Annotated in this window: 24 protein-coding genes and 1 pseudogene; 7 read left to right on the forward strand and 18 right to left on the reverse strand. The window is 65.9% G+C overall.

Annotated features, from left to right (window positions below; all coding sequences use genetic code 11):
* A partial coding sequence (locus A5760_RS06175) for an RND family transporter (protein WP_064878715.1) occupies positions 1 to 2,721 on the forward strand: 2,721 nt, incomplete at its 5' end.
* Here A5760_RS06175 and A5760_RS06180 read toward each other — a convergent pair.
* From A5760_RS06180 to A5760_RS06200, 5 genes are all read right to left on the reverse strand, one after another.
* Positions 2,714 to 3,496 carry an SDR family oxidoreductase gene (locus A5760_RS06180; RefSeq protein WP_064878717.1) on the reverse strand — a complete coding sequence of 261 codons (783 nt, stop codon included), beginning with the start codon at positions 3,494 to 3,496 and terminating at the stop codon, positions 2,714 to 2,716. The genes A5760_RS06175 and A5760_RS06180 overlap by 8 nt on opposite strands.
* A gap of 97 nt (positions 3,497 to 3,593) precedes the next feature.
* A complete protein-coding gene (locus tag A5760_RS06185; RefSeq protein WP_064878760.1) occupies positions 3,594 to 4,517 on the reverse strand; it encodes a TIGR03564 family F420-dependent LLM class oxidoreductase in 924 nt (307 codons plus the stop codon).
* A gap of 134 nt (positions 4,518 to 4,651) precedes the next feature.
* Positions 4,652 to 5,518 carry a hypothetical protein gene (locus tag A5760_RS06190; RefSeq protein WP_064878719.1) on the reverse strand — a complete coding sequence of 289 codons (867 nt, stop codon included), beginning with the start codon at positions 5,516 to 5,518 and terminating at the stop codon, positions 4,652 to 4,654.
* Between the two features lie 14 nt (positions 5,519 to 5,532).
* Positions 5,533 to 6,762 carry an acyl-CoA dehydrogenase family protein gene (locus A5760_RS06195; RefSeq protein ID WP_064878721.1) on the reverse strand — a complete coding sequence of 410 codons (1,230 nt, stop codon included), beginning with the start codon at positions 6,760 to 6,762 and terminating at the stop codon, positions 5,533 to 5,535.
* Positions 6,763 to 6,841: 79 nt separating this feature from the next.
* The gene (locus A5760_RS06200; protein WP_064878723.1) at positions 6,842 to 7,231 is read right to left on the reverse strand and encodes a DUF1801 domain-containing protein; all 390 of its coding nucleotides are present in this window, start codon (positions 7,229 to 7,231) and stop codon (positions 6,842 to 6,844) included.
* Positions 7,232 to 7,355: 124 nt separating this feature from the next.
* On the opposite strand from A5760_RS06200, the gene A5760_RS06205 reads away from it, so the two are divergent.
* From A5760_RS06205 to A5760_RS06215, 3 genes are all read left to right on the forward strand, one after another.
* Positions 7,356 to 8,162: an acyl-CoA thioesterase gene (locus A5760_RS06205; protein ID WP_064878725.1), complete on the forward strand. Its 807-nt coding sequence runs from the start codon at positions 7,356 to 7,358 to the stop codon at positions 8,160 to 8,162.
* A gap of 62 nt (positions 8,163 to 8,224) precedes the next feature.
* Entirely contained in the window at positions 8,225 to 8,743 is a 519-nt protein-coding gene (locus A5760_RS06210) for a nuclear transport factor 2 family protein (RefSeq protein WP_064878728.1), read from the forward strand.
* Positions 8,744 to 8,750: 7 nt separating this feature from the next.
* Complete coding sequence (locus A5760_RS06215) at positions 8,751 to 9,851, forward strand: NAD-dependent epimerase/dehydratase family protein (RefSeq protein WP_064878730.1); 1,101 nt, start codon at positions 8,751 to 8,753, stop codon at positions 9,849 to 9,851.
* A gap of 5 nt (positions 9,852 to 9,856) precedes the next feature.
* Here the strand turns inward: A5760_RS06215 and A5760_RS06220 are convergent, their stop codons facing one another.
* A complete protein-coding gene (locus tag A5760_RS06220; RefSeq protein WP_064878733.1) occupies positions 9,857 to 10,828 on the reverse strand; it encodes an aldo/keto reductase in 972 nt (323 codons plus the stop codon).
* Positions 10,829 to 10,920: 92 nt separating this feature from the next.
* Here A5760_RS06220 and A5760_RS06225 point away from each other — a divergent pair, with 92 nt between their 5' ends.
* Both A5760_RS06225 and A5760_RS06230 read left to right on the forward strand, forming a co-directional pair.
* On the forward strand, positions 10,921 to 12,255 hold the full coding sequence (locus A5760_RS06225; protein ID WP_064878735.1) for an acyltransferase family protein: 1,335 nt from the start codon (positions 10,921 to 10,923) through the stop codon (positions 12,253 to 12,255).
* 74 nt (positions 12,256 to 12,329) lie between these two features.
* Positions 12,330 to 13,202 carry a pyridoxamine 5'-phosphate oxidase family protein gene (locus tag A5760_RS06230; protein ID WP_064878737.1) on the forward strand — a complete coding sequence of 291 codons (873 nt, stop codon included), beginning with the start codon at positions 12,330 to 12,332 and terminating at the stop codon, positions 13,200 to 13,202.
* Between the two features lie 230 nt (positions 13,203 to 13,432).
* On the opposite strand, the gene A5760_RS06235 is transcribed toward A5760_RS06230, so the two are convergent.
* The 11 genes from A5760_RS06235 to A5760_RS06285 form a co-directional block, all read right to left on the reverse strand.
* Positions 13,433 to 14,317, reverse strand: a complete 885-nt coding sequence (locus A5760_RS06235) for a universal stress protein (protein WP_064878764.1) — start codon at positions 14,315 to 14,317, stop codon at positions 13,433 to 13,435.
* A gap of 98 nt (positions 14,318 to 14,415) precedes the next feature.
* On the reverse strand, positions 14,416 to 15,330 hold the full coding sequence (locus tag A5760_RS06240; protein ID WP_064878739.1) for a formate/nitrite transporter family protein: 915 nt from the start codon (positions 15,328 to 15,330) through the stop codon (positions 14,416 to 14,418).
* Complete coding sequence (locus A5760_RS06245) at positions 15,327 to 15,596, reverse strand: hypothetical protein (RefSeq protein ID WP_064878742.1); 270 nt, start codon at positions 15,594 to 15,596, stop codon at positions 15,327 to 15,329. Before A5760_RS06245 ends, A5760_RS06240 begins: the two co-directional genes overlap by 4 nt.
* On the reverse strand, positions 15,593 to 16,222 hold the full coding sequence (locus tag A5760_RS06250; protein ID WP_064878744.1) for an RNA polymerase sigma factor: 630 nt from the start codon (positions 16,220 to 16,222) through the stop codon (positions 15,593 to 15,595). Before A5760_RS06250 ends, A5760_RS06245 begins: the two co-directional genes overlap by 4 nt.
* Before the next feature lie 10 nt (positions 16,223 to 16,232).
* On the reverse strand, positions 16,233 to 17,300 hold the full coding sequence (locus tag A5760_RS06255; RefSeq protein ID WP_064878746.1) for an acyl-CoA dehydrogenase family protein: 1,068 nt from the start codon (positions 17,298 to 17,300) through the stop codon (positions 16,233 to 16,235).
* A complete protein-coding gene (cynS, locus tag A5760_RS06260) occupies positions 17,297 to 17,782 on the reverse strand; it encodes a cyanase (protein WP_064878762.1) in 486 nt (161 codons plus the stop codon). The genes A5760_RS06255 and cynS overlap by 4 nt, the downstream gene beginning before the upstream one ends.
* Positions 17,783 to 17,796: 14 nt before the next feature.
* Positions 17,797 to 18,330 (reverse strand): OsmC family protein, encoded by a 534-nt coding sequence (locus A5760_RS06265; RefSeq protein ID WP_064878748.1) that lies wholly within the window; start codon positions 18,328 to 18,330, stop codon positions 17,797 to 17,799.
* Between the two features lie 164 nt (positions 18,331 to 18,494).
* Positions 18,495 to 19,811, reverse strand: coding sequence for an iron uptake transporter deferrochelatase/peroxidase subunit (efeB, locus tag A5760_RS06270; protein ID WP_064878750.1), 1,317 nt, complete (start codon positions 19,809 to 19,811; stop codon positions 18,495 to 18,497).
* 2 nt (positions 19,812 to 19,813) lie between these two features.
* Positions 19,814 to 20,989, reverse strand: a complete 1,176-nt coding sequence (gene efeO, locus A5760_RS06275; RefSeq protein WP_196772003.1) for an iron uptake system protein EfeO — start codon at positions 20,987 to 20,989, stop codon at positions 19,814 to 19,816.
* A gap of 37 nt (positions 20,990 to 21,026) precedes the next feature.
* A complete protein-coding gene (gene efeU / locus A5760_RS06280) occupies positions 21,027 to 22,637 on the reverse strand; it encodes an iron uptake transporter permease EfeU (protein ID WP_064878752.1) in 1,611 nt (536 codons plus the stop codon).
* A gap of 89 nt (positions 22,638 to 22,726) precedes the next feature.
* Positions 22,727 to 23,560, reverse strand: coding sequence for a DUF3097 domain-containing protein (locus A5760_RS06285; RefSeq protein WP_064878754.1), 834 nt, complete (start codon positions 23,558 to 23,560; stop codon positions 22,727 to 22,729).
* Positions 23,561 to 23,778: 218 nt separating this feature from the next.
* On the opposite strand from A5760_RS06285, the gene A5760_RS06290 reads away from it, so the two are divergent.
* Positions 23,779 to 24,066: a DUF3349 domain-containing protein gene (locus A5760_RS06290; RefSeq protein ID WP_064878756.1), complete on the forward strand. Its 288-nt coding sequence runs from the start codon at positions 23,779 to 23,781 to the stop codon at positions 24,064 to 24,066.
* Between the two features lie 24 nt (positions 24,067 to 24,090).
* On the opposite strand, the pseudogene A5760_RS06295 reads toward A5760_RS06290, so the two are convergent.
* Positions 24,091 to 24,280, reverse strand: a pseudogene (locus A5760_RS06295) (hypothetical protein); the annotation flags it as partial.

Here is a 24,280-nt window from a genome sequence, read left to right on the forward strand (position 1 = left end):
TCGGTGTCAATGGCACCCGACGACGCGCAATCGGTGGTCGCGACGAAGCGCATGGGCGCGATATTCAACGAGTACAAGTCCAACAGCTCGGTGATGATCGTCCTCGAGGGCCAAAATCCCTTGGGCGCCGACGCGCACGCCTACTACGACCAGATCGTCAAGAAGCTCGACGCCGACACCAAACACGTTGAACACGTTCAGGATATGTGGAGCGATCCGCTGACCGGGGCGGGCGCGCAGAGCAACGACGGCAAGGCCGCCTACGTCCAGGTTTACCTGGCCGGTAACCAGGGCGAGGCCCTGGCGAACGACTCCGTGGAATCCGTCCAGAGCATCGTCAAGAGCGTGCCGGCACCCAAGGGGGTCAAGGCCTACGTCACCGGCCCCGCGGCGCTGTCGGCGGACCAACACGAGGCAGGCGACCGCAGCCTGCAGCTCATCACATTGGCCACGTTCACCGTGATCATCGGCATGCTGCTGTTGGTCTATCGGTCCATCGTCACCGTGCTGCTGACGCTGGTGATGGTGGTGCTCGAGCTGTCGGCCGCGCGCGGCATGGTGGCTTTCCTGGGCTACTTCAACCTCATTGGGCTCTCGACGTTCGCCACCAACCTGTTGGTCACGTTGGGAATCGCGGCTGCCACCGACTATGCGATCTTCTTGATCGGCCGATATCAGGAAGCCCGGGCTATCGGAGAGACCCGCGAAGAGGCGTACTACACGATGTACAAGGGCACCGCCCACGTGGTGCTCGGGTCGGGTATGACGATCGCCGGCGCGACATTCTGCCTGCACTTCACCAACCTGCCGTATTTCCAGACGCTCGGTATTCCGCTGGCCATCGGCATGGTGGTGGTGGTCGCAGCGGCGTTGACGCTCGGTGCTGCCGTCATCGCGGTGGCCACGCGCTTCGGCAAGACCCTCGAACCCAAACGCACACAACGGATTCGCGGGTGGCGCAAGATCGGCGCGCTCGTCGTCCGCTGGCCCGGCCCGATCCTGGTGATGACCATCGGGGTCGCGCTGGTGGGCTTGCTGACCCTGCCCGGTTACCGCACCAACTACAACGACCGCAACTACCTACCCGCCGATCTGCCCGCGAACGAGGGTTACGCGGCCGCGGACCGGCACTTCTCCCAGGCGCGGATGAATCCGGAAGTGTTGATGATCGAAAGCGACCACGATCTGCGGAACTCGGCGGACTTCCTGGTGATCGACAAAATCGCCAAGACCGTCTTCCGGGTGCCGGGAATCGGCCGCGTGCAGGCCATCACCCGCCCGCAGGGCACACCGATCGAGCACACCTCGATCCCGTTCCAGATCAGCATGCAGGGCGTCACCCAGCAGATGAACCAGAAGTACCAGGAAGATCAGATGGCCGACATGCTGCATCAGGCCGACATGATGCAGACGACCATCGAGAGCATGGAAAAGATGTCGAGCATCACCGTGCAGATGTCGAACGACATGCACCAGATGGTCAAGAAGATGCATGACATGACCATCGACATCAACGAATTGCGCGATCACATGGCGGATTTCGAGGACTTCTTCCGCCCGATCCGCAGCTACCTCTACTGGGAAAAGCATTGCTACGACATCCCGGTGTGCTGGTCGCTTCGCTCGGTCTTCGACGGCCTCGACGGCATCGACACGATGACCGACGACATCCAGAGCCTGCTGCCGATCATGGATCACCTCGACACACTGATGCCCCAGATGGTGGCGCTGATGCCCTCCATGATCGAGAACATGAAGGCCATGAAAACCACGATGCTGACCATGTATTCGACCCAGAAGGGTCTGCAGGATCAGCAGAACGAGGCGCAGAAGAACTCCAACGCCATGGGCAAGGCCTTCGACGCCTCCAAGAACGACGACTCGTTCTACCTGCCCCCGGAGACGTTCAACAATGCCGAGTTCAAGAAGGGCATGAAGAACTTCATCTCCCCCGACGGTCACGCCGTGCGCTTCATCATCAGCCACGACGGCGATCCGATGTCGCAGGAAGGCATTTCGCACATCCCGTTGATCAAGAAGGCCGCCTACGAAGCGCTGAAGGGCACGCCGCTGGAGGGCTCCAAGATCTATCTCGCGGGGACCGCGTCGATCTACAAAGACCTCGGCGACGGAAACACCTATGACCTGTTGATCGCCGGGATCTCTTCGCTGTGCCTGATTTTCATCATCATGCTGATCATCACGCGAGGCGTGGTGGCCTCGGCGGTCATCGTGGGAACCGTCTTGCTTTCGCTGGGCGCGTCCTTCGGCCTCTCGGTACTGATCTGGCAGCACCTGATCGGCATCGAGCTGCACTGGATGGTGCTCGCGATGTCGGTCATCATCCTGCTGGCCGTCGGCGCCGACTACAACCTGCTGCTGGTGGCGCGGTTCAAGGAAGAGATCCACGCCGGCCTGAACACCGGCATCATCCGATCGATGGGCGGCACCGGTTCGGTGGTGACATCGGCGGGGCTGGTGTTCGCCTTCACGATGATGACGATGGCGGTCAGTGAGCTGACCGTCATCGGACAGGTCGGCACCACGATCGGATTGGGCCTGCTGTTCGACACCCTGATCGTGCGGTCGCTGATGACACCGTCCATTGCCGCGCTGCTGGGCAAGTGGTTCTGGTGGCCGCAACGAGTCCGTCAGCGCCCGGTCCCGTCGCCCTGGCCGCAGCCGGCCAAGGAACGCGAATCGGTAACCGCCGCTACGTAACCCAGTCCGGCTGGTCGCCGGTGTCGACGTTGGAGAAGTCCTTGTGTCCCAGGCCGGCGGTGGTGCCGCCGTCGACGACGAACTCCGAGCCGGTGGAGTAGCTGGACTCGTCGCTGGCCAGATAGACCACCAGGTTGGAGACTTCCACCGGTTGGGCCGCGCGGCCCAGCGCGGTTTGGAAGATGTCGTCGGGGACCCAATCGGTCATCGGTGTCTTGATCAGTCCGGGATGGATGGAATTGACCCGGACTCCGCTCGGCCCCAGTTCGAGCGCGGCCGACTTGGTGAGCCCCCGCACGGCGAATTTCGTTGCCGTATAGCCGTGGCAGGCGATGGTGCCGGCCATCCCCTCGATCGAGGAGATGTTGATGATCGATCCCCGTCCGGCTTCCTTCATCGGTTTGACCACGGCGCGGATGCCGAGAAACACACCCGTCAAATTGATGTCGAGGATGCGTTGCCACTCCGAGAGCGCGTAATCCTCCAGGGTGCCGATGTTGATGATGCCGGCGTTGTTGACCAGCACGTCGATACGGCCGAACTCGCCCAGAGCGGTGGCCACCGCGGCATCCCAGTCCTCGGGCTTGGTCACGTCGAGGTGCAGGTAGCGGGTTGCGTCGCCAACCTCGGCCGCCACCGCCTTGCCCTCATCGTCGAGGATGTCGCCGAACACCACCTTGGCTCCCTCGGCGACCAGCGACCGCACGTGCGATGCGCCCATTCCCCGGGCACCGCCGCTGATGAGGGCGACCTTGCCCGCCAACCGTTCTGCCACTGCGTTCTCCTGTCGTGTGAGTTCGTCTATGCACCATACGTACCGGAGGCTATGTATGGCCATAGCCAAAAGGACTGGGCTGGACGATCCCTTCGGGTCAGGAGTCGTACGCGCGCAGCAGCGCCCGTGTGCGTGCCCGGCCCTCCGGAGACGGATCGAATGCCGCGGCGACGTACTCGTCGACACTCGCGGCGCTTAGTTCGTCGAGCCGGCCGCGGACCGTGTCCTCGTCGCCGATGATGGCGGCATCCTCCGGCCCCGCATAGCCCTCGCGGTCGAGCATCGCGCGGTACGACGGCAGCTGGCCGTAAATGGCGAACTGTTCGGCCGCCTGCTTGCGGGCGGCGTCGACGTTATCGGTGACGCTGACAGGCAACGACGCGGCGACGCGCACCTCGCCCTCACGTCCGGCATCGGCGGCCGCCTGCCGCAACGTCGGGCCGACGTGCCCGGCCAGCGTCTTGGGTCCGGTCATCCAGGTGCAGGTGCCCGACGTGCGGCGCCCGGCGATCTTGAGCAGCTGCGGCCCCAGCGCCGCGATGTAGACGTCGGGCCGCGGCGCACCCGAGATCATCAGCGCACCGCGGGTGGTCACCGTCTCGCCGGCCGCGGCGGCGGGTTCACCGGCCAGCAGGGGCAGCAGGCCGTCAAGGTATTCGTTCAGTCTGCGCACCGGCTTGTCCCAGGGGATACCCCACATCCCCTCGGTGACCGCCTGGTGGGTCATGCCCAGGCCGAGCGTGAACCGGCCACCCGAGGCGAGGCTCACCGTGAGTGCGCGCTGCGCCATCTGCATCGGATGCTGATTCTGGATGGGCACCACACCGCTGGCCACCTCGATAGTGTCGACCTCGTGCAAGGCGATGGCCAGGATCGTGAGAAGGTCTGGCTCGTAAGGCAATTGGCTCATCCACACGCGTTTGAAGCCTTCATCGCGAAGCATCGCCAGATTGGCGATCGTCGCGTCGATCGGCGACTCGCCGCCCGACCCGCTGAGTTGCCCGAACATACTGACCTGCATGACCCACACGCTCCTCTGCGTCGCCTTCCGCGGTGGAACGTAGACGTCGTTCGCTGTCCCGCCAAGCTTCCCCATCATGCTCTCAAGCGGCGGCCGCAATCGCGAGAGTGGCGACGCCGGCCGCCCCGCCCGCCTCAGCCGACGATGTCGAAGACCGCGGCGGCCGAGGTGACCGCCTTGTCGGCGTTGCCCTCGTCGTGCAGCAGCATGCGCACGCCGACGCGCCCGTGTCCACCCGGATGGGCGGTGCCCTCGACCCGGAACGGCCCCACCTTGCCGCGCGACATGAACATCACATGCCAGCTGACGACCTGCAATTTCTTGGTCCCGGCGACCTCGGCGGCGAGATCGATCGCCGCCGTTTCGAGGACGACGTGCTGGGGTCCGATGTGCAGCGCGGCGTCCGGCGACGCGAGTTCGGTACTCAGCTCGGGCAGTATCCAGTGGCCGTCGCCTCGCCGGCTGGCGCCAAAGGCTTGCCACAGGGGCGGCAGATCGAGAGAGTCCTCGACCACCAGTTCGGTGCCCGAAACATCCATGCGGTCAAGGCCTTCCGGCGGGATGCCGATGATCGCGCCCTGCCCCTCGTTGAAGGCGATCACCCGATTTGGGTTGTCGGCGTCGACGATGGTGCAGCGCCCGTAGCCCATGGTGCGGCCCTGGTGCACGATGCCCGACCCGACGATCTCGACCCGAGTGACGTCGTAGCCGGGATCGACGATCTGTACCGACGCGATGACCGGGTTGGGCACGGCGACCATGTCGGTCTGGCAGCCCTCCGGGGAGGAAATGGCCAACGGCGCCACCATGATTCCGCCCGCCTCGTTGCGCATGTCGCGGCGGATGGTGACGGTGTCGTCGGTCTCCCCCAGGTTCATCGACGAGTGTGTGCGACCGATGTAGCGGTAGCTCAGCAGGCCCGTCCAACGCCGGTACAGTTCGTCACGGTAGGCGTCGGAGTCTCCCAGCAACTCTCGGATGTCACGAGGTTGACCGCTCAATTCCGTTCGCCTCCTTAGCTTTTGCCGCGGCGCACCTGGTTGAAAGGCACACCGCGGTCGTCGGCACGCTCGCGCGGGAAGTTCAGCACCCGCTCGCCGATCACATTGCGCGCCATCTCGATGGTACCGCCGCCGATGCTGGCGGTCTGCCGGCCCAGATAGCGCGTCCCGATATCGACCAACCCGCCGTCCTCGTCAACCACGGCCGCCGGGCCCGCCACGGCCAGCGCGGTGTCGGTCTCGACGTCGTGCACCTCGGCCATGTACAGCCGGATGATCGACCCGGCCGCGGGCGGCAGTGATCCGCCGGCCACGGCGTGGAAGACGTGTTCGCTGAGTTGGCCATGCACGGCCCGGTGCACCAGCGCCCGGCCGACCATCTCCTCGAGTCGTTGGTTGCCGGCCTGGTTGGTCTTTTCCAGCAGCGATACCAGGTCGACCGAAACATCATGGGCCTCAGCGATTCCCGGCCCGCTGGTGTACTCCGAGCCGTCCCCCATCGTGCGCCGCTCGTGGTAGAGCTGCCGTGACGCGACGTCCCATCCCTTGCCCGGTTCACCCACCACCGCGTCGTCGCCCACCTCAACGTCGTCAAAGAACTCCTCGCAGAACTCGATGGAGCCGTTGACCTGCTGGATGCGGTTGATGGTGACGCCGGGATGGTGCAACGGCACCAGGAACATCGTCAGCCCATCGTGTTTGGGCACGTCCCAGTTGGTCCTGGCCAGGCACAGGCCATAGTCGGCGGCAAACGCCCACGTGCTCCAGGTCTTGGCGCCGTTGATGATCCATCGTCCGTCCCGGCGCTCGGCGCGGGTGATGACGCCCGCCAGATCCGATCCCCCGTTGGGCTCGGACAGCAGCTGCACCAGCACCTCGTCGCCGCGCAATGCCGCGGCGACGTGCGTACGCTTCTGCTCCTCGCTGCCCATGTCGAGAATCGTTGCGCAGCAGATGGCGAACGACGGGACGTTGAGCAGGAGCGGAGTCTCATACCCCTGGGACTCGATGTCGAACGCCTTCTTGTATTCGTAGCTCAGTCCGAGCCCGCCATACTCGCGCGGGAAACAGATCCCGGCGAATCCGCCGTCCCACAGCAGCTTTTGCAGTTCGCGAGCCCGGTGCCAGGACGGCAACTCATCGCGCTCCAGCTGCGCCGCCTTGGCCGGATCGAGTCGTGGCATGGTCGCGGCCAGCCAGGCCCTGGCCCGGCTCCGAAATTCCTCGACCGACTCGGAAGTCACCGGATGGCCTCTCGTTCGAGCGTCGACCTTGTGCTGGGCGACTGTACAGCACCGCCACACGGGAGTACAGGTTGGCGCCTCAGGACCCGTTCAACGCCACCGCGGCGCGAATGAGCGCCGTCAACGCCTTCTCGTCGACCTTGTCGCCCTCGTGGAAGTCGATCGCGCGTCTGGTGTTTCCGTCCAGGCTGGAGTTGAACAGACCCGCGGGATCCGGCAGCGACGCGCCCTTGGCGAATGTCATCTTCACGACGTTCTTGTACGTCTCGCCGGTGCAGATCATCCCGTCGTGATACCAGGTGGGAACGCCCCGCCACTTCCACTCTTCGACCACGTCGGGGTCGGCCTTCTTGATCAGTTGCCTGATGCGCGCGAGCATCTCACCGCGCCAATCCCCCAATTCCTTGATCCTGGCGTCGATCAGTTCGGCGGGAGATTTGGCTGCGGCGTCGTCCTTAGGGTTCGCCATCGTGGCTCGCTTTCGGTGAGGTTGTCGCTCGCCGGACCGTACATCAACCGATGGTGTTCGCCACGCCCCACACGCCCCGTGTCCGGCTGCGAGGATGCCCGCAAGTAATCTGCGGTCGATCACTATGACCGATACACATCCCTTCGACGAAGCCCTCCAGCTCGACCCGATCGGCGCGGACGTCACGCGCGGCCGGACGCACCCGGAATGGGCCAACATGGTCGGACCGTTCGGCGGGATCACCGCCGCCGTCATGCTGCGCGCCGTCGAGGCACACCCCGATCGCATCGGGGAACCGCTTGCCCTGACCGTCAACTACGCCGCTCCCATCGCCGACGGTGACTTCGACATCACGCTGCGGGCCGCGCGCACCAACCGCACCAATCAGCACTGGATCGTCGAGCTCGGCCAGGACGACGTGGTCAAGACGACGGCGACCGCGATCTTCGCGGTCCGGCGCGAGAGTTGGGCCGACACGGAGAGCCACCCGCCGAGTGCGCCGGCACCCGAGCTGGTGCCCGCGGTCGATCCCGGCCTCGTTCGATGGACCAGCCGCTACGACACCCGATACGTCGAGGGGGCGATGCCCGGCAAAGGCGGGGATCCGAGCCCGTCGTCGACCTCCACCCTGTGGGTCCGCGACGGCGCGGGACGCCCGGTCGACTATCCCGCGCTCGCCGCGCTGTGCGACATCTTCTACCCGCGGGTGTTCCTGCGCCGCGGCGGCTTCGTCCCGTCCGGGACCATCTCGCTGACCACGTATTTCCACGCCGACCAGCCCCAACTCGACGCCCTGCACAACGACTTCGTGCTGGCCACCGCGCACGCGAACCGCTTTTCCCGCGGCTATTTCGACCAGAGCGCCAAGGTGTGGACGCGGGACGGCCAGCTGCTGGCCACCACACATCAGATCGTCTACTTCAAGGGGTGACGGGTTTACACTTCGCCAGTGAAACGTCACGTCGGGACGCTTACCGAAAGAAACGAGCCGCAATGACAGAGCGCCCAGAAGGCCTGGTCGCCGAGACCCTGCCGGCCATCGAATCCATCAAGCAGCTGAAAGCCCGCTACTGCCGCCACCTGGACGCCAAGGATTGGGCGGCATGGCGGACGATCTTCGCCGACGACTTCGTCAGTGACACGTCCGAAGCCGGCGGCAAGGTGATCGCCGGCGCCGACGACTTCGTGGCCTTCACCCGTCGGGCCCTCGGCCGCCCGACGCAGCCCACCGCCCACCAGGTGCACACACCGGAAATTGAGCTCACCTCGGCGACGACGGCGCGCGGAATATGGGCGCTGCAAGACGTGGTCCGATTCGGGCCCGGGGTAACCTTGGTCGGCTACGGCCACTACCACGAGACCTATGAGAACATCGCCGGCCAGTGGCTTATCAAGAGCTCCAAGCTAACTCGACTCCGCGAGGACATCGTGACGCCGTTCTTCTCGATCTACGTCTCGCCCCGGGTCCGCACGGCGATCGGCCGGATCGCCGGCCGCCTGATGGATCGGTGACACGCCCATGACAGTCGACACCGTGTTGGTCACCGGCGCGTTCGGACAAGTCGGTAAGCGCTGCACGCAGATCCTGCTGGAGCGGGGACGGACCGTCGTCGCGATGGATCTGCGCAACGACAACACCGTCGCCACCGAAAAAGAACTCGCCGCCGGCGGCCGGCCGGGGACGCTGATCCCCGCGTACACCGATCTCCTGGACGCCGAGGCGGTGAGCGAGCTCGTCGCGGCTCATAACCCCGGGGCCATCGTTCACCTGGCCGCCGTCGTCTCCCCGCTGTCGTACCGCAACCCCGGGCTGGCCCGGCGCGTCAATGTCGGTGGGACCGACAACCTTTTGGCGGCCTGCTCGGCGCTCCCCCGCCCGCCATTATTCCTGATGGCCTCCAGCGCCGCGGTGTACGGATCGCGCAACCCCTACCGTCAGCCCGAGCGCATCACCCCGGACACCCCGGTGAATCCCATCGATCAATACGGCCAGGACAAGGTGCTCGCCGAGGCGGCCATCCGTGCCAGCGGACTGCCGTACGCGCTGTTCCGGTTGGGCGGCGTCATCTCGCCGGACACCCACTCGACCGTCAACGGCGACTCCCTGCTGCTGATGCGATCGATGCCCGGTGACAACCGCATGCATGCGGTGGACGCACGCGACGTGGCGCTGGCATTCGCCAACGGGGTCGATCGCGAGGCGACCATTTCCGGCAAAGTCGTGCTCATAGGCGGCAACGAGTCCTACGTGCTGACGCAGCGCGGGCTCGAGGACAGCCTGATGGAGGCCATCGGCCTGGGCCCGCTGGGCCCGTCGGCGAGCCTGCCCGGCGACCCGGCCGACGACCGCGGCTGGAGTTTCACCGGCTGGTACGACACCACCGAAGCGCAGGCGCTGCTGGACTTCCAGCAGCACGACTGGAGCCAGACGCTGGCGTGGCTCGCCGAATCGCAGGGCCAACTGCGCCTTCTGCTGCGGGTACTGGCCCCGGTGCTGCGGCCTGCGCTGCGTGCTGTTCTGATCGTTCAGCGCCGGCTCGACGGACGCGGCCGCTACGCCGACCCGTGGTCGCTGATCGAAAAGAAGTACGGCACAGCGGCATTGGCGAGCGTCGACTAGCGCGACTAGCGGTCGATCCAGGCCATCTGCGCCTCGGCGTGATGCCCTCCGACGGGCGGGGTCAGTCCATCGAGTCTGGCCAGTTGGTCGGCGGTCAGTTCCACCGCGTCGGCACCGACGTTTTCTTCCAGGCGCGTGACACGCTTGGTTCCCGGAATGGGCACGATATCAGTGCCTTTCGCGAGCAGCCAGGCCAAGGCGACCTGAGCCGGCGTCGCGCCGACGTCCGCGCTGATGTCGCGCACCTCGTCCGCGCACCGCAGGTTGTGCTGAAAGTTGTCGTCGAAGAACCGCGGGTTGGTCTTGCGGTAGTCGGTATCGGGTAGCTCCCGGGTGGAGCGGATGGCGCCGGTGAGGAAGCCACGGCCCAACGGCGAGTAGGCGACAAACCCGATCCCCAACTCGCGCAGCGCCGGCAGGATCTCGTCTTCCTGATCGCGAGTCCACAGCGAGTATTCCGATTGAACGGCCGTAATGGGGTGCACCGCATGGGCGCGACGAATGGTGCCCACGCCGACTTCGGACAGACCGATGTGCCGGATCTTCCCGGCGGCGACCAGCTCGGCCAGCGCACCGACTGTCTCTTCTATCGGGGTCTGGCGGTCGAGGCGGTGCTGGTAATACAGATCGATATGGTCGGTCGCCAACCGTTGCAGCGAACCGTCCACGGCCACGCGGATGCTGGCGGGGCTGCTGTCGAGGCCGTCGCGGCCGGTGTGCGAAATCAAGCCGAATTTGGTTGCCAGGACTACTTGATCGCGTCGCCCCTGCAGGGCACGGGCCAGAAGTTCCTCGTTGGCATACGGGCCGTAGACCTCGGCGGTGTCGATCAGCGTGACACCCAGGTCGATGGCGCGATGAACCGTGCGGATGGATTCGGCGTCGTCACTGCCCGCCCCGGCGTACGCCACCGACATCCCCATCGCACCCAATCCGACGCGACCGACGGGTAACTCGCCGAGCTGAGCCAATTTCATGGGATGTCTCCTCTTCTACGGTTGCGCCAGACTCCGCTGAGTGCCGGACGGTACCGTGGCGCTGTGCACCGCGTCGAGCTTCCCCCGATCTGATGGACCGCGCAAACACCCCGCGACCGGCCCGCAATCTGGCGGTCGACTACTACCGCGTATCGGGCGTGGTGCTGATCGTGCTGGGACACTGGCTGGCCGGATCGGTGACCTACCACGACGGGCAATTCGGCCGGCAGAACCCGCTCGTCGACCTGCCCTGGACCCAGTGGCTGACGTGGCCCTTCCAGGCGGTGCCGGCGTTCTTCCTGGTTGCCGGCTACGCCGCCGCGGTGTCCTGGACCCATCGGCACGACACCGACGGCGTTTCGCGCCGAACCTGGGTGCAGCACCGGTTGGCGCGAGTCCTCGGGCCGACGGCGGTCTACATCGTGCTGGTGTCGCTGGTGGTGGTGGTCCTGGGCGCCTGCGGAGTGGCCGGCTCGGTGCTCGAGTACGCCGGCTGGGCGGTGGCGATGCACCTGTGGTTCCTGGCCGTGTATCTGGTGGTGGTATCGCTGACGCCGATTGCGATTGCCGCACAACGCCGTTGGGGGCTACTGGTGCCCGTGGTCCTCGCGCTGGCCGTCGCGGCGGTGGATGTCGCCCGGCTCGCGGGGCACGTGCACTACCTCAACTGGGTGAATTACCTGCTGGGGTGGGGCACGCTGTATCAGCTCGGGATTGCTTGGCACGGCGGATCACTGGCCGGCCGCAGGCCCTGGGTACTGGCCGGCGCCTCCGCGGTGGCGCTGGCGCTACTGGTTTGGCTGAAGATTTATCCGGTCAGCATGATCGGCGTTCCCGGACAGACCATCGACAACACGACGCCACCGACCGTGGCCCTGTTGGCGTTCGGGTGCGCCCAAACCGGAATCGCGATGGCGGTCACTCCCGCGCTCAACCGTGCACTACGCGCCATCCGCGTCGAGCGCGTGTTGTCGGTCGCCAACAACAACATCATGGCCCTCTACCTGTGGCACATGATTCCCGTCGTGATCGTGGCGATCGTCGGCTATCCGGCCGGCCTGTTGCCGCAGCCGCCCGAAGGCAGCGCGGACTGGTGGCTGGCCCGGCTGGAATGGGTGGTCATCCTGAGCGTCGTGACCGCGATCGAGATGGTGCTGCTGTTCTGGGCGCGAAGACTTTTCGCCGCTCCCCTGCCCCTGGTCGGCGTCCCGCTCACCGAGCCCTGGGTGGAGCCGGTCATGCTGGCCGGTGCCGCGATGGCGGCCTACGCGCTGTCCATGATTGCCGCCGAGGGCTTCGCCCCCGACGGGCACTTTCCGTGGTTGACCGCGGTGATCTTCGCGGCCGGAGCGCTACTGGCGGCGTTTCGCCCCGCGGCCCGCTCCGCGCCTCGCGCGCAGGTGGCGCAGCGCGGCCGAAAGGCCTAACCCTGGCGTTAACAGCCCCTGGGCTCGTCCGTACCGCTAGGAAGCATTGCGTCGGTGATGTTGTTACGACGCATATGACCGCGACCGGGTTCCACGACGGAGAACTCGCAATGCAGCGCCGAGCGGGTGTCGAAGCCGAGGCCGGGCGGCTCGAGAGCATGCTTGACTCGTCGGGTCTGTCCCAAGGCGCCGCACGCTTTCTCGCGTCACAGCGGTTCGCGGCGCTGACCGGCCGCGACCGCAACGGCGTCCTCTGGGTCTCGCCGTTGGCCGCACCACCGGGTTTTCTACACGGTCAAGAAGGTGTCTTGCACGTGTCGACCTCTCCTCGTGAGGGGGATCCCCTGCATGAAATCCAGATCGGTCAGCAGGTCGGACTGATCGCCATCGACTTCGTCACCCGACGCAGGCTACGGATAAACGGCGAACTCGTCGGTGCTGACCACGCCGGCATGACCGTCCGCGTCGACCAGTCGTACGGCAATTGCCCCAAGTACATTCACCGCCGCGCGATTGATGTCGCTAGTCTTGCTGCGGCTCCCTGGAAAAGCCCTGAACGCGCAACGCTTCTCGGCCCATCCGATCAAGCAATGATTGCAGCGTCCGACACGTTCTTCCTGGGCACAAGCCATCCCACGCGTGGTAGCGATGCATCACACCGCGGAGGCGCACCCGGGTTTGTCCGCGTCGGCTCACCGGACCGGCTGTGGTGGCCGGATTTCCCGGGGAACAATATGTTCAACAGCTACGGCAACCTGGCTGTCGATGACAGAGCCGCCTTGCTGTTCCTTGATTTCGATACCGGCGCCACTTTGCACGTCGCCGGGACCGCACACGTGCGGTGGACCACTCCCGGCGCGACCGGTGATGATGGCGCCGTTGGACGGAATGTCGCATTCTCGGTCGACGCCGCCGCGACGGTGGCCGGTCTGGCCATGCACAAGTAGCCATGCCCATCGGCCTGCCTCGAGCCACGCCTTGATCGGGCGTCGTGCGCAACTGCCACTTCTCGTCAAGATGCTGTCGGGCAACGGACGTCGGCACGCCGCGCGTGCCTCAGCGGCGCCGAGCCCGAACGGCCGCAGAACGCTTCCGATGACCGCGTCGCCGGCATGCGCGTCGTCGCGGCGTTGTGCGCGTGGACAACCGGGGTGCTGCGCGAACGGCGGTAACGGCTCTATGAGGGTGGTCGAGCGACGATGATCGGCACCCGGACCGAGTGCAGGACCGCGTTGCTGACCGAACCCAACAGCATCCTGCTCAGGCTGCCCCGACCGTGGCTGCCAACGACCACAAGCTGCGCAGTTTCTGACTTGTCAATCAGGTGCCGCGCCGCCCGATCCTGAGCGATGAGTCGATGAACGGTGACGTCGGGATAGCGTTCCTGCCAGCCCGCCAGGCTCTCGGCGAGGCTGCGTTCCGCTTCGCCTTCGACCGCCGGCCAATCGATTTCGAAGACTTCGACCACCGCGGCGTCGCTCCATGCGTGAATGGCCACCAGATCCACACCGCGACGAGACGCCTCGTCGAACGCGATCTCCGTCGCAAGTTCGGAAGCCGGCGAGCCGTCGGTGCCCAGCAGGACGGGGGCATTTCGCAAATCCGGCAGTTCCTCGTCCCTCACGACCGCGACCGGACAATTCGCGTGCCGCACCACGGTCGAGCTCACCGACCCCAGCAGACCACGTGCCAGTAAGCCGCGGCCGGCGCTTCCCATGACGATCATCTCCGCCTTGTCGGACATCTTCAGCAGCGCCGGCGCCGGGGCCGCATAGACCAGTTTCCTGCCGATGGGCACCGTGCGGTCGGGCTGCATCGCGTCTTCGGCGACTTTCGTCGCGTGCATGATCGCCTTTTTGCCTTCGTCTTCCAGGCTCGTGACGAGGGACTCGGGGTACGGAACCGGCGGGAATGTCGCGGTCGGAGTCGACACCGCGTGCACGACGGTCAGCGGGATGTGCCTCATCGCCGCCTCCCGGGCCGCCCAGCCGGCGGCGACAGTTGACGCCGGCGAACCGTCGACCGCGAGGACGATACCGAGTTCTTTGACAGGTGCGGACATACGTTCTCCCTCCATCGTTACCGACGCTATCCCAGGAGGGCGTGTCAATCGTGAGGCTTTAGTCCTCAACCGTCGGGCCGGAGGTCTCCCGTCGCCGGCTAGATCTTGCGCCGTTGCAGTTGCGCGATGATCCAGAACGGCAACGCCACGAACACTGTGCCGCCGATGAGGTTGCCCAGCGTGGTGATGCCGATGTTGGTGAGCAAACCGTGTTGGCCGAAACCCCAACCGACCGCGCCTCGTGGTGCGACCGGGTGAAAGAGGTTGAGCAGCAGGGGAAGACCGAGAAATCCGACATTGGCGATCACGTGCTGGGTGCCGCCGATGACGAACGCGAATGGCCCGTAGAACGCGAACACCATCCGGGCGACGTCACTGCGGGCCTTGAAGAACATGCACATCGAGGTCTGCAGGAACCACGTGCACACCACGGCGAGCAGCAGTGCCGTCCAGAAGGGCTGGCCGGCCTTCAGCGTGCCGACGGTCGCCGCCCGCTCGGCGAACGCGCCCAGGTAGGGGCCGCCCGCCGCGGCGCACACGGTGACGAACACCAGCGCGCCGAGGATGTTGCCGATGAGTCCGACGGTCACCAACACGATGTAGCCGCGCACGCTCAGCGTGCGCTTGAGCACGGCGAGAAAGCCTGCGGCCATGTCCGCGGTGATCAGTGACATGCCCGACACCAGGATCAAGACGAAGGACATCCCGAAGGCCAGGCCCATCAAAAGGCTTGCCACACCGGGGGTCTTGACGCCGGTGCTCACCACCAGCGACAGCAGGGCCCCGAACGCCACCATCACACCGCCCACCAAGGAGCGCATCAGGAATGCCCAGGGGTGTGCGGCTTTTTCCACGGCCATGGCCGCCACCCGATCCACCATGGCGCCCACCGACAGCGGCTCGAAAGGATCCTCGGGCGGGGCGCTTGCCCTGACGCCAGAAGGTAACGCGGTCACGTTATCCGCAACCACGGCATCGCTCGGAAGCTGCGGCGCTTCAGCGTTGATCGTCATCCGTGTTCGCCTTTCCTCAAGGTGTTGATCGCGTTGATGACACCGGCAATGTGGTCCTCGCTGAGCTGCTCGCCGTCGAAGACGTGGCTGAGCAGGATCTTGAGGTCGAGCATCTGTTGCAGATAGATCAGGCAGGGCGGGCATTCGTCGAGGTGTTTGGCCACGATCGGTCCCCACTGTTGCGGGTCGGAGTCGACGAGATCGTCGACCAGGCGGACGAAGTTGACGCAATCGATGGCGGGAACGGCGTTGTCATGAACGGTCATCGTTGATACCGCTTTTCCAATTCGGCTCGGAGATTTCCCCGGGCGCGGTAGAGCAGCGCCCGCTGCGCCTCGGCGGACAGTTCGAGAAGCGCGGCGGCCTCGTCGGCCGAGGTTCCGACGATGTCACGCAAGATGACCAGTTGCCGTTGCCGTTCGGGTAACGCATCCAGCGCCGCACGCACGTATCCGAGGAGTTCGCTTTCAACGGTGTGATCTTCGGGGAGAAAACGCCGCGACGGCGGCAGGCGCCAATGTCCGGCATCGGGGTGACCGGCGGGATGCATGCGGCCCGACAGCGGGTCGTCGCATTCACCCTCCGCGGCGGCCAGCACCTCGTGGTGGCGGATCCGCGATTCCCGTCGCCGGTGCCGGGATGCGGTGTGTTTGACGATGCCGAACAGCCAAGTGCTCACCGACGAACGACCCTGAAACGAATCCGACGACTGCAGCACCTGTACCCATGCCTCCTGCACGGCTTCCTCGGCGACCGTCGCTGAATCCACCATGGTGCGAGCGAAATTCACCATCGGCCGGTGAAAGTCGCGCACCAGACTGGCCAGCGGGACCCCGCCGACCAGGCGTTCGGATTCGGTGCCCTCCGGCGGCACCGCCACCGGAGTCACCATCGACCCGCGCTCAGGCGCATCTGGCCAGTTCCCAGCGCAGTTGCCCTTCGGACGGCGACTGGACGGGGATGAACGCGGCCTCCCGATAGCGCCGGCTGGCCGGCGTCCTGCTCGCGTACCCCTTTCCGCCGGCGGTCCGGATCTCCAGGTCAGCGCTGGCGCTGGACAATTCGGCCGCCGCGAGCCGCAGGGACAGCAGCTCCTTCTTGGCCGGCGGCTCGGCTCCTCCCACGGCCACAGCAAGATTCGCCAGCGTGGCTTCGGCGCCGATCAGCTTCTGCGCGACGTGGTCGACATCGTCAGCGAATACCGCGTTGACGCCATCGAGGCCCAGCCGAGCCTGATCCAGGGTCGTCCGGGTCAGCCCCAGGCACATGGCCGACTGCAGGACAAGGAAAGTCGGGCGCACCGCCTGCAGGAAGCCCTCGAAGTCCCGTGACAAGACTTGTTCGGCAGGGACGTAAGCGTTGTCCAGGTTGAGGTAGGACGAGGCGGTGCTGCCCATGGCCAGCAGGTCGAAATGCTCACCCAGGCCTACCCCGGGCATGCCCAGGGGCAGCGCGACGATCAGTTTCTCGCCGGCATCGGTGCGCACCGCGGTCACCATCGTCGAGTCGGCATACAGGTTGCTGGCCCATCTGATCGGACCGGACACCCGGTAGCCGCCGGCCACGGATGTGGCGGTCAACTCCAAGCTGCCGCAGCCGGCCGCCTCCTTGAACGCCGCGGCCATGCCGGTAACGCCCAGCACCGTTCCGGCAAGCAGCGGCTCGACCGCGGCGCTGCTGAAACCGGTTGCGGCCGTGAGCAGATACTCGATCGCCATGCGATGCGCCCACAGCGAGAACCCGGTGCTCATGCATGCCCCGGAAATCAATCGGATCACCTCGGCCATCGCCGGCAGTCGGCCGTCGACATTGCCCGGTGCGCCGATCCCGAGCAGTCCGGCCTCCCCCAGCGCGGTGAAGCTGCGACGGGAATGATCTTCGCCGCGGTCCAACGCCGCGGCGTGAGCCCGAATGTCCTCCAACAGTTCGACATCCAACTGGCCGGCCGCAGTATCCGTGGTTGCCGTCATTTCGCTGCCTCCTGAGCCTGCTGGGCAGAGTGCTGCCACGCGTAATCGAGGAACTTGCCGTCGAACGTGACGACTACTCTGTCGCCCTGCGGGTGCGGACAGCGCTGAACGCTCATCTGAAAGTTGATCGCGCTCATGATGCCGTCCCCGAATTCCTCATAGATGAGTTCTTTGATCGCTGGACCGTAGACTGCCAGCGCCTCGTAGAACCGATAGATCGTCGGATCTTTCGCTATGCTCGCATCGGACCCGCGATACGGCATCATTTGCAGAGCGAATACAGCCTCCTCGTCGAGGCCGAGAAGCGATGCCACCGCCGCGGCATCGCGAGGCGAAAGCGGATGCTGGCCAAGTAGCGCCGCCACGGTCCACACCAGGTCTTTGCCAATCGATTCGGCGATTTCTGCCCAACTCAGTCCTTGCTTGACCCGAGCCAACGTGATGGCCTCCGCGAGGTCGGCCTTGGTCAAGGTACTTGCCACTGCACGGGTCTGAGTCACGATGCTTGGCCGGTGCTCAGAGTCGAGTCGACAGTTACCGGGTTGCGAAACGTGTTCACCACCGGCGACCAGGCGATGGCGCTGTCGTGTATCTCCTTCAACGTCGCTTCGTCGGCGTCGCCGGCCAGCCTCACCGTGCAGCGGACCGCGCTGAATCCCAGGTGCTTGCCCTGCGGGGTATCCCCCACACCCCACACCGCGGAGATGTCGATGTCACCTTCCATCTCGACCTCGATCTTGGTCAGCGTCACGCCACGATGCGTCGCGTTAGCCAACAGGCCCACCGACACGCACGAGCCCAACGCGGCGAGCGCGGTCTCCGACGGATTGGGTGCCGAGTCATCACCCAGCAGGGCGGGTGGCTCGCCCACCAGCATCGGCGCCAGGTCCCGGACGTAGGTCATATTGCGGAACCCGGTCTCACACACCGTCTTGGCTTTGAGTGTCTTCCTACCTGTCTCGGGGTTGGCCTTGGCGTTACACGACAGCCGGTCAAGGCCTTCGGCGTCGATGACGAGCGCATCGGTCATGTGACTCTCTCCGTTTCTCGCTGATTCTGCGGCTTCACGGAGTTGGTGCGCGCCGGGCGCCGATGCGTGACGGCGGGGCGCTCGAATTTACCGGCCCGACACGAAACATCACACGTCTGAAACGCCGCGCCGCCGACCGGCCACCGACGATCGGCGAGATTTGCTCAGCTGAACAGACTTTGCGCGATGTAGTGGCCTTCAGCCGGCGGCGGCGGCACCGCGAAGATTGCTGATCCGATGTGGCGGATGTATTCGTTGAGCAGGTCGTGCGCGCCCAGCCGGTTCTGTAGGCGAATAAAATCTTGGGGATCTTTTTGGTACGAGATGAACAGCAGACCGGCGTTGAGTTGGCCGTTGGCGTCGAGACCGTCGGTGTAGTTGTAGGACCGTCGGCGAATCATGATGCCGTCGTTGTTTTCCCGCGCGGCAAGACCGACGTGAGACATCGGATCGATGAGCGGATTGCCGTCGGCACCTTTGGCGGCGAAATCCGGTGTATCGAACTCGTGCTTGCCGCTCAGCGGCGCCCCTTCTTCCTTGGTGCGCCCGAAGATCCTCTGCTGATTGCCGATCCGGTCGACATCCCATGTCTCCATCAACATCCGGATCTTGCGCACGACCTGGTACGTCCCGCCGTTCATCCAGGGCTGGTCGCTGTTGTCGACCCAGACGAATTTGGCGTACTCCTCGTCGGTGGCGACGTTGCGGGTACCGTCCTTGAATCCCAAAAGGTTTCGTGGCGTGTGCTGGCCGGGGCCGGCGGAGGCGCGACCGAAACCCAACACCGCCCAGTACGGCGAGACGATGTTGCGGCCGAGCCGGGCCAGGTTGCGCACCGCGTGGTAGCAGACCTGGGGGTCGTCGGCGCACGCCTGCACGGACAGGTCGCCGCCGTGCAGGCGGGGATCCAGGTTGTCGCCATTGAGCGGCGGTAGGTCAGTGAACACGGCGGGTCGCCGGGCGGCCAGTCCGAACCGGTCGCCGAACAGCGACGGGCCCAACCCGATGGTGACGGTGAGACTGGCGGGACTCAGCCCGTAGGCCTCGCCGGTGTCGACGGGCGGCTGCACCTCGACCTGGGGCTGCACGGTTCCGACCGGCTTGCCCTGCTGCAGGATCGCGGCGGCCGCAGACCAGCGCGCCAACAGGGTCTGCAGCTCGGTGCGGCCCGCGCCGCCGGCCACCGAGAACGACATGAACATGGCGTAGCGCTGTGGCGGCGTTTCGATTCCGCCTTGGTGAGACTGGCCGTAGAAGGGGTAGCTGCGGCGGAGATCGACGGTGTCATCGTCGTCGCCGCGTTGTGTCGCCGCCATCGCGTGACCGGCGAAACCGCCACCGACGGCACCGATGGCGGCGCCGCCGAGCCCGGCCAGCATGGCGCCGCCGAGGGCGCGGCGGCGCGACACCGTGGCGGCGTCGGCTGGTGTGCCGGCGTTGTTCGGGCCGTTGTCGGAGGGTTCGGTGAGGTCGTCGGTCATGATCAGCCGGCCGTGACGACTTTTTGGGCGACGGTGGACAGGCTCTGGTGCAGCGGCTGGATCACCGCGGTCAACTTCGTTGCGTCGCTGGCCTTCAGCGCCGGGGTGTAGGTCTTGTAACCGCCGAGTGCGGCCGGGTCGCGATACCCGTCCAGCGTGGCGAGCACGGTCTGGAACTGCTGATCTATCTGGTGAACCAGATTGGCGTCGATCTTCTCCAGGCCCGGCCGCAGCGACGCGTACGCCTGCTGGGCGCCTTCGACGTTGCCCGAAAAGTCCACCAGGTCAATGTGACTGAAGGCCTCTTCCTCTCCGGTGATCTTGGTGTTCTGGATCTCTTCGATCAGGTCGCTGGCACCGTTGGCCAAGTCCTCGGGTTTGTACTGCAGGCTCGCGACGATGCCGTTCAATTTGCCGACGTTGCTCACCAATTCGGTGCTGAGCGCCTTCGTCCCGGGCGTGATCGCGTTGCCCTGCCACAGATCGCGCTCGATGGCGTGGAAGCCCTTCCAGCCGACCTTGGCGTCGACCGGTGTCGACTCACGCATGTCGATCAGATAGTCAAGGCTGCCGGCATTGTCGCCGACCGCGAAGCCGGGCAGCACGAAGCCCTCCACGGTGGATTCCGAACGCTCCCAGAACAATCGGGCTTTGGCGTAGGCCGCCTTCGCCGCGTCGACGTTGCCCGATTGCACAGCCGCATCGAGTGCCTTCACGCCGTCGTTGAGCTGACCGATCTGGTTCACGATGTAGGCGGCGTAGTCCTTGGTGCCCTGGCTGAGGATGCTGGCCACGGTGCCCGTCGGCGTCGCCGCCGCTTTACCCGTCACCGCAAGGGTCTGGTATTCGGTGCTCGCCCCCGGGCAGTAGAGCTGGTAGGCGCCGCCGTCCAGCGACACCGTGAACGACACCGGGTCCAAGCCGGGCGCGAGGTTCTCCTTCTCGCCCACAATCCGCTGGTCCCTGAGTAATTCGACCTCGCTGATGCCCGGCGCATTCGTGTTGGCGACCGTGAAGGTCACCGGCCCCGCCGGCACGCTGGTGGTGTCCAGTGCGCAGCCGTCCTTGCCGTCGGTGTTGGCCAGGGTCACCTTCACCGCGTTGGCGCTCCCCGGCTTCGGCTGCTGGGCATGGTTCGAGTTGCCGCCCGAGTGGGCGCACGCGGCCACCGGCAACACCGCCGTCGCAACAAGAACCGTTGCGGTCAACCAGAAGTCACGAGACCGGCACGTTGCCGAGGCGATGCGACTCAGCATCAATCGATTTCCTCTCATCCTCTTGCTTGCGGTCCACGCGCACCGAGGCTATCGCTGACAGCACGCACGCCAACGCAAAACCCGCCAATACCAGTGGAAGCCAGACATTCCAGAGCTGCCGCTCCCCGCGATCACGGTCGTTCGCGACGATCTCAGCCACCGTCGCGTGGTCTTCGGCAGCGGACGTGGACCAGTCCGTCGCCAGCCCGCCGAGACTGACGGTCTTGGCCCCCGTCAACCCACCGCCGGTCAAAATCGCCGTGCGGTTGCTCGTCGTGTGCGCACTGATCACGGAATCACCCCGCGCGAAGACGGTGTACGCGGTGGTCGTTGACCATTGACCCTGAAACGGCCCCGGAGTGCGGCCGGCCGCGAGACCGACCGGCAGCCGGCCCCCCGCCATGCTCAGCAACTGATCCAGCGTGACCTCCGGCGCACCATCGGCCCCGGCGGCCTCGGAAGCCTGCCACACCTGTACAGGCACGCCGTCCACCGTTTGGTCATCTGCGGGGATAAGCACGATGTTGCGGACGGACGAGGTGCCCTGGGGGGCGACGGTCAGCTCGCGTCCGTGTGGCCCGGTCACCATCGACACCGCGGCGGTGTGGCCGTCGCGGTCGGTGACGGTGCGCACCCGCTGCGTCTGTGACGAGCCGGCGGCGGGCGTCATGAGGGCCAGCCCCGCCCCGACGATGACCAGCACCGCCGATGTCGCCGCCAGCAGCCTGCTGCGGGCTCGCGGCGTGGCGGCGAGCCGGGCGGGCCAGAGAAAAACGACCAGTACCGGCACGGCATACAGCAGCCAGCCCAGCACCTCGATGAGGCGAGGGTCGGCGGGGATGCCGAAGACCCCGGTCGTCGCCGCGCCCAGCACCGAGTTGCCGGGTATCCAGCCGGACAGGTCGAGCACCTGTTGCTGGCCGATGGTCACCCACCCGGCCTCATGCGCGGTGCGTAGCGCACCCAGCACCAGCCCGGCGGCGATCAGCACCAGAAAGACCCCGGTGACCCGGAAGAACCGGCCGAGGTTGATCCGCAGGCCGCCGTAGTACAGGCCCACCCCGAGCCCGACCGACGTGATGATGCCCACGGCGCCGCCCAGCACGGCGAACCACCGGTTGCCGTGCGACGTCTCGGCGGCCGCCAGCAAGAACACCGATGTCTCGAAGCCCTCCTTCAGGACGGCCAGGAACGCCATCACGACCAGCGCGAACGCGCCACCACGGTTGACGGCCCGGCGGGCTTCGCGCTCGAGTTCCCCCTTGAGCTGCCCGGCGTTGCCGTTCATCCAGATGATCATCGACGTCACGAACACCACCGCGATGGCGTTGATGACGGTCTCCATCATCTCTTGCTGGGCCTGCGGCAGGCTGGCGGCGAACAGGTCGAGGCCGACGCCCACGCCGACGCTGAGCAGCACGGCCAGCGCGACACCGGCGAACATCGGGCGGATGGACTGGCCGTTTCGCTTGAGGAAGGCAGCGACAATGCTCACGATGAGCGACGCCTCCAGGCCTTCACGAAGCCCGATGAGGAACGTGCCGATAAATACGCCGAATACGCCCTGCATATGCCCTGTTTCTGTCCCGCCGATCGGGACTTCGGCTAGCGTAGCCTAACCAAACGACGGGCATTAGCCCTGGTCCGGTGACTGCCGTGTCAGGAGATCGGCGCCGTCACGAAGTCGATCAGTTCTTCGACCCGACTGATCAGTGCCGGCTCCAGATCGTTCCAGTCGCGCACCCGCGAACGGATATGCCGCCAGGCCCTGGCGATGTCCGCCTGGTCGTTGTGGGGCAAACCCAGCGCCTGACATACGCCGTGCTTCCACTCCACCTGCCGTGGCACCTTCGGCCAGGCGCCCAGGCCCAACCGCTGCGGTTTCACGGCCTGCCAGATGTCGACGTAGGGATGACCGACGACCAGCGTGTCGGTGCCGCCGGGCCCCCGCCGCACCGCATCGGCGATCCGGGCCTCCTTGGAACCCGCGACAAGGTGATCGACGAGCACACCGAGCCGGCGCCCCGGCCCCGGGGCGAATTCGGCGACGATGTCCACCAGGTCGTCGACGCCACCGAGTTGTTCGACGACGACGCCTTCGATTCGCAGGTCTTCACCCCACACCTGCGCGATGAGCTCGGCGTCGTGGCGACCCTCGACGTAGATGCGGCTGGCCAGGGCGACGCGGGCGCGAACACCCGACACGGCGACCGAACCGGACGCGGTCCTGCTCACGGCGGTCGGCGCCGGCCGGCGTGGCGCGGTGAGGATGACGGGTTGTCCCTCGAGCAAATACCCAGGGCCCAAAGGGAAGCCACGCACGTGACCGCGCCGGTCTTCCAGGTCCACTCGACCGTATTCCACGCGCACAATCGCGCCGACATAACCCGTCTCCACGTCCTCGACCACCAGGCCCAGTTCGGCCGGGCGCTCTGTCGAGCGCGGCTTGCGTCGCCCCGCGGCGAGGACATCGGTTCCGTAGCGATCCACCACGCGGCAATACTAGAAAGCCGTGCGGCCAAACACCGTTACGGCGCGCCACGTTCGCCCCATCGTCGCCCAAGTCACTGTCGGGCGCCGGCGTCTGCAGCCGTAAAAAATGCGTTTAACTGTGTGGCGTTACTCAGCTGATGGGCTCGCCGATGGTACGTTGCTAGCTCAGCAAGCACTGCCGTTTACGGGCAACTTGTGGCGGTTAGCGAGGTGGACATATGGACCTGTCGCATTGGGTGACGAGCATTGTGGCTTTTGTGCGGGCCGGCTACCCCGCCGGCGTGCCGGCCACCGGGTACGTGCCGCTGGTGGCGTTGACGCACCGACGGCTCTGCGACGACGACATCACTGCCATCGCAAGGGATCTCATCGCACGTCGGCTCTGGCCGATCGGTTCCGTTGATATCGGCGTCGAGATCACCCGGATCACCAATCAACTGCCCTCCCCCGACGACGTCGCGCGCATCCAGCGACGCGTTCATGCGCTTCGCTGCTCCCGCGGATAGGCAGCGCCGAACCGTTCACCGCCGTCACGGTGATTTGCGCACCGGGGCGCCGCAGGCCGCCAGGTAATTCGTGTAGCTCCAGGTCTGCAGAAACTCTTGGCCCGCTTGCAATCCTCGCGCATAGAGGGCCTCGCGTTGCTGCGTGGTGATGTCGAAGTCGATCGGACTCACCTCGTCGGCCGACACAAAGATGGTGCGCCGCACGGTGCACGGC

The sequence above is a fragment of the Mycobacterium colombiense genome, from assembly GCF_001665835.1.
Taxonomy (GTDB): domain Bacteria; phylum Actinomycetota; class Actinomycetes; order Mycobacteriales; family Mycobacteriaceae; genus Mycobacterium; species Mycobacterium colombiense_A.

What these genes read in the sequence shown, in the direction of transcription:
- A5760_RS06185 (WP_064878760.1), bottom strand. Translation starts at nt 4,517, where the DNA reads ATGCAGGTCAGTATGTTCGGGCAACTCAGCGGGTCGGGCGGCGAGTCG.
- A5760_RS06200 (WP_064878723.1), bottom strand. Translation starts at nt 7,231, where the DNA reads ATGGCGAACCCTAAGGACGACGCCGCAGCCAAATCTCCCGCCGAACTG.
- A5760_RS06205 (WP_064878725.1), top strand. Translation starts at nt 7,356, where the DNA reads ATGACCGATACACATCCCTTCGACGAAGCCCTCCAGCTCGACCCGATC.
- A5760_RS06210 (WP_064878728.1), top strand. Translation starts at nt 8,225, where the DNA reads ATGACAGAGCGCCCAGAAGGCCTGGTCGCCGAGACCCTGCCGGCCATC.
- A5760_RS06215 (WP_064878730.1), top strand. Translation starts at nt 8,751, where the DNA reads ATGACAGTCGACACCGTGTTGGTCACCGGCGCGTTCGGACAAGTCGGT.
- A5760_RS06220 (WP_064878733.1), bottom strand. Translation starts at nt 10,828, where the DNA reads ATGAAATTGGCTCAGCTCGGCGAGTTACCCGTCGGTCGCGTCGGATTG.
- A5760_RS06225 (WP_064878735.1), top strand. Translation starts at nt 10,921, where the DNA reads ATGGACCGCGCAAACACCCCGCGACCGGCCCGCAATCTGGCGGTCGAC.
- A5760_RS06230 (WP_064878737.1), top strand. Translation starts at nt 12,330, where the DNA reads ATGACCGCGACCGGGTTCCACGACGGAGAACTCGCAATGCAGCGCCGA.
- A5760_RS06235 (WP_064878764.1), bottom strand. Translation starts at nt 14,317, where the DNA reads ATGTCCGCACCTGTCAAAGAACTCGGTATCGTCCTCGCGGTCGACGGT.
- A5760_RS06240 (WP_064878739.1), bottom strand. Translation starts at nt 15,330, where the DNA reads ATGACGATCAACGCTGAAGCGCCGCAGCTTCCGAGCGATGCCGTGGTT.
- A5760_RS06245 (WP_064878742.1), bottom strand. Translation starts at nt 15,596, where the DNA reads ATGACCGTTCATGACAACGCCGTTCCCGCCATCGATTGCGTCAACTTC.
- A5760_RS06250 (WP_064878744.1), bottom strand. Translation starts at nt 16,222, where the DNA reads ATGGTGACTCCGGTGGCGGTGCCGCCGGAGGGCACCGAATCCGAACGC.
- A5760_RS06255 (WP_064878746.1), bottom strand. Translation starts at nt 17,300, where the DNA reads ATGACGGCAACCACGGATACTGCGGCCGGCCAGTTGGATGTCGAACTG.
- A5760_RS06265 (WP_064878748.1), bottom strand. Translation starts at nt 18,330, where the DNA reads ATGACCGATGCGCTCGTCATCGACGCCGAAGGCCTTGACCGGCTGTCG.
- efeB (WP_064878750.1), bottom strand. Translation starts at nt 19,811, where the DNA reads ATGACCGACGACCTCACCGAACCCTCCGACAACGGCCCGAACAACGCC.
- efeU (WP_064878752.1), bottom strand. Translation starts at nt 22,637, where the DNA reads ATGCAGGGCGTATTCGGCGTATTTATCGGCACGTTCCTCATCGGGCTT.
- A5760_RS06290 (WP_064878756.1), top strand. Translation starts at nt 23,779, where the DNA reads ATGGACCTGTCGCATTGGGTGACGAGCATTGTGGCTTTTGTGCGGGCC.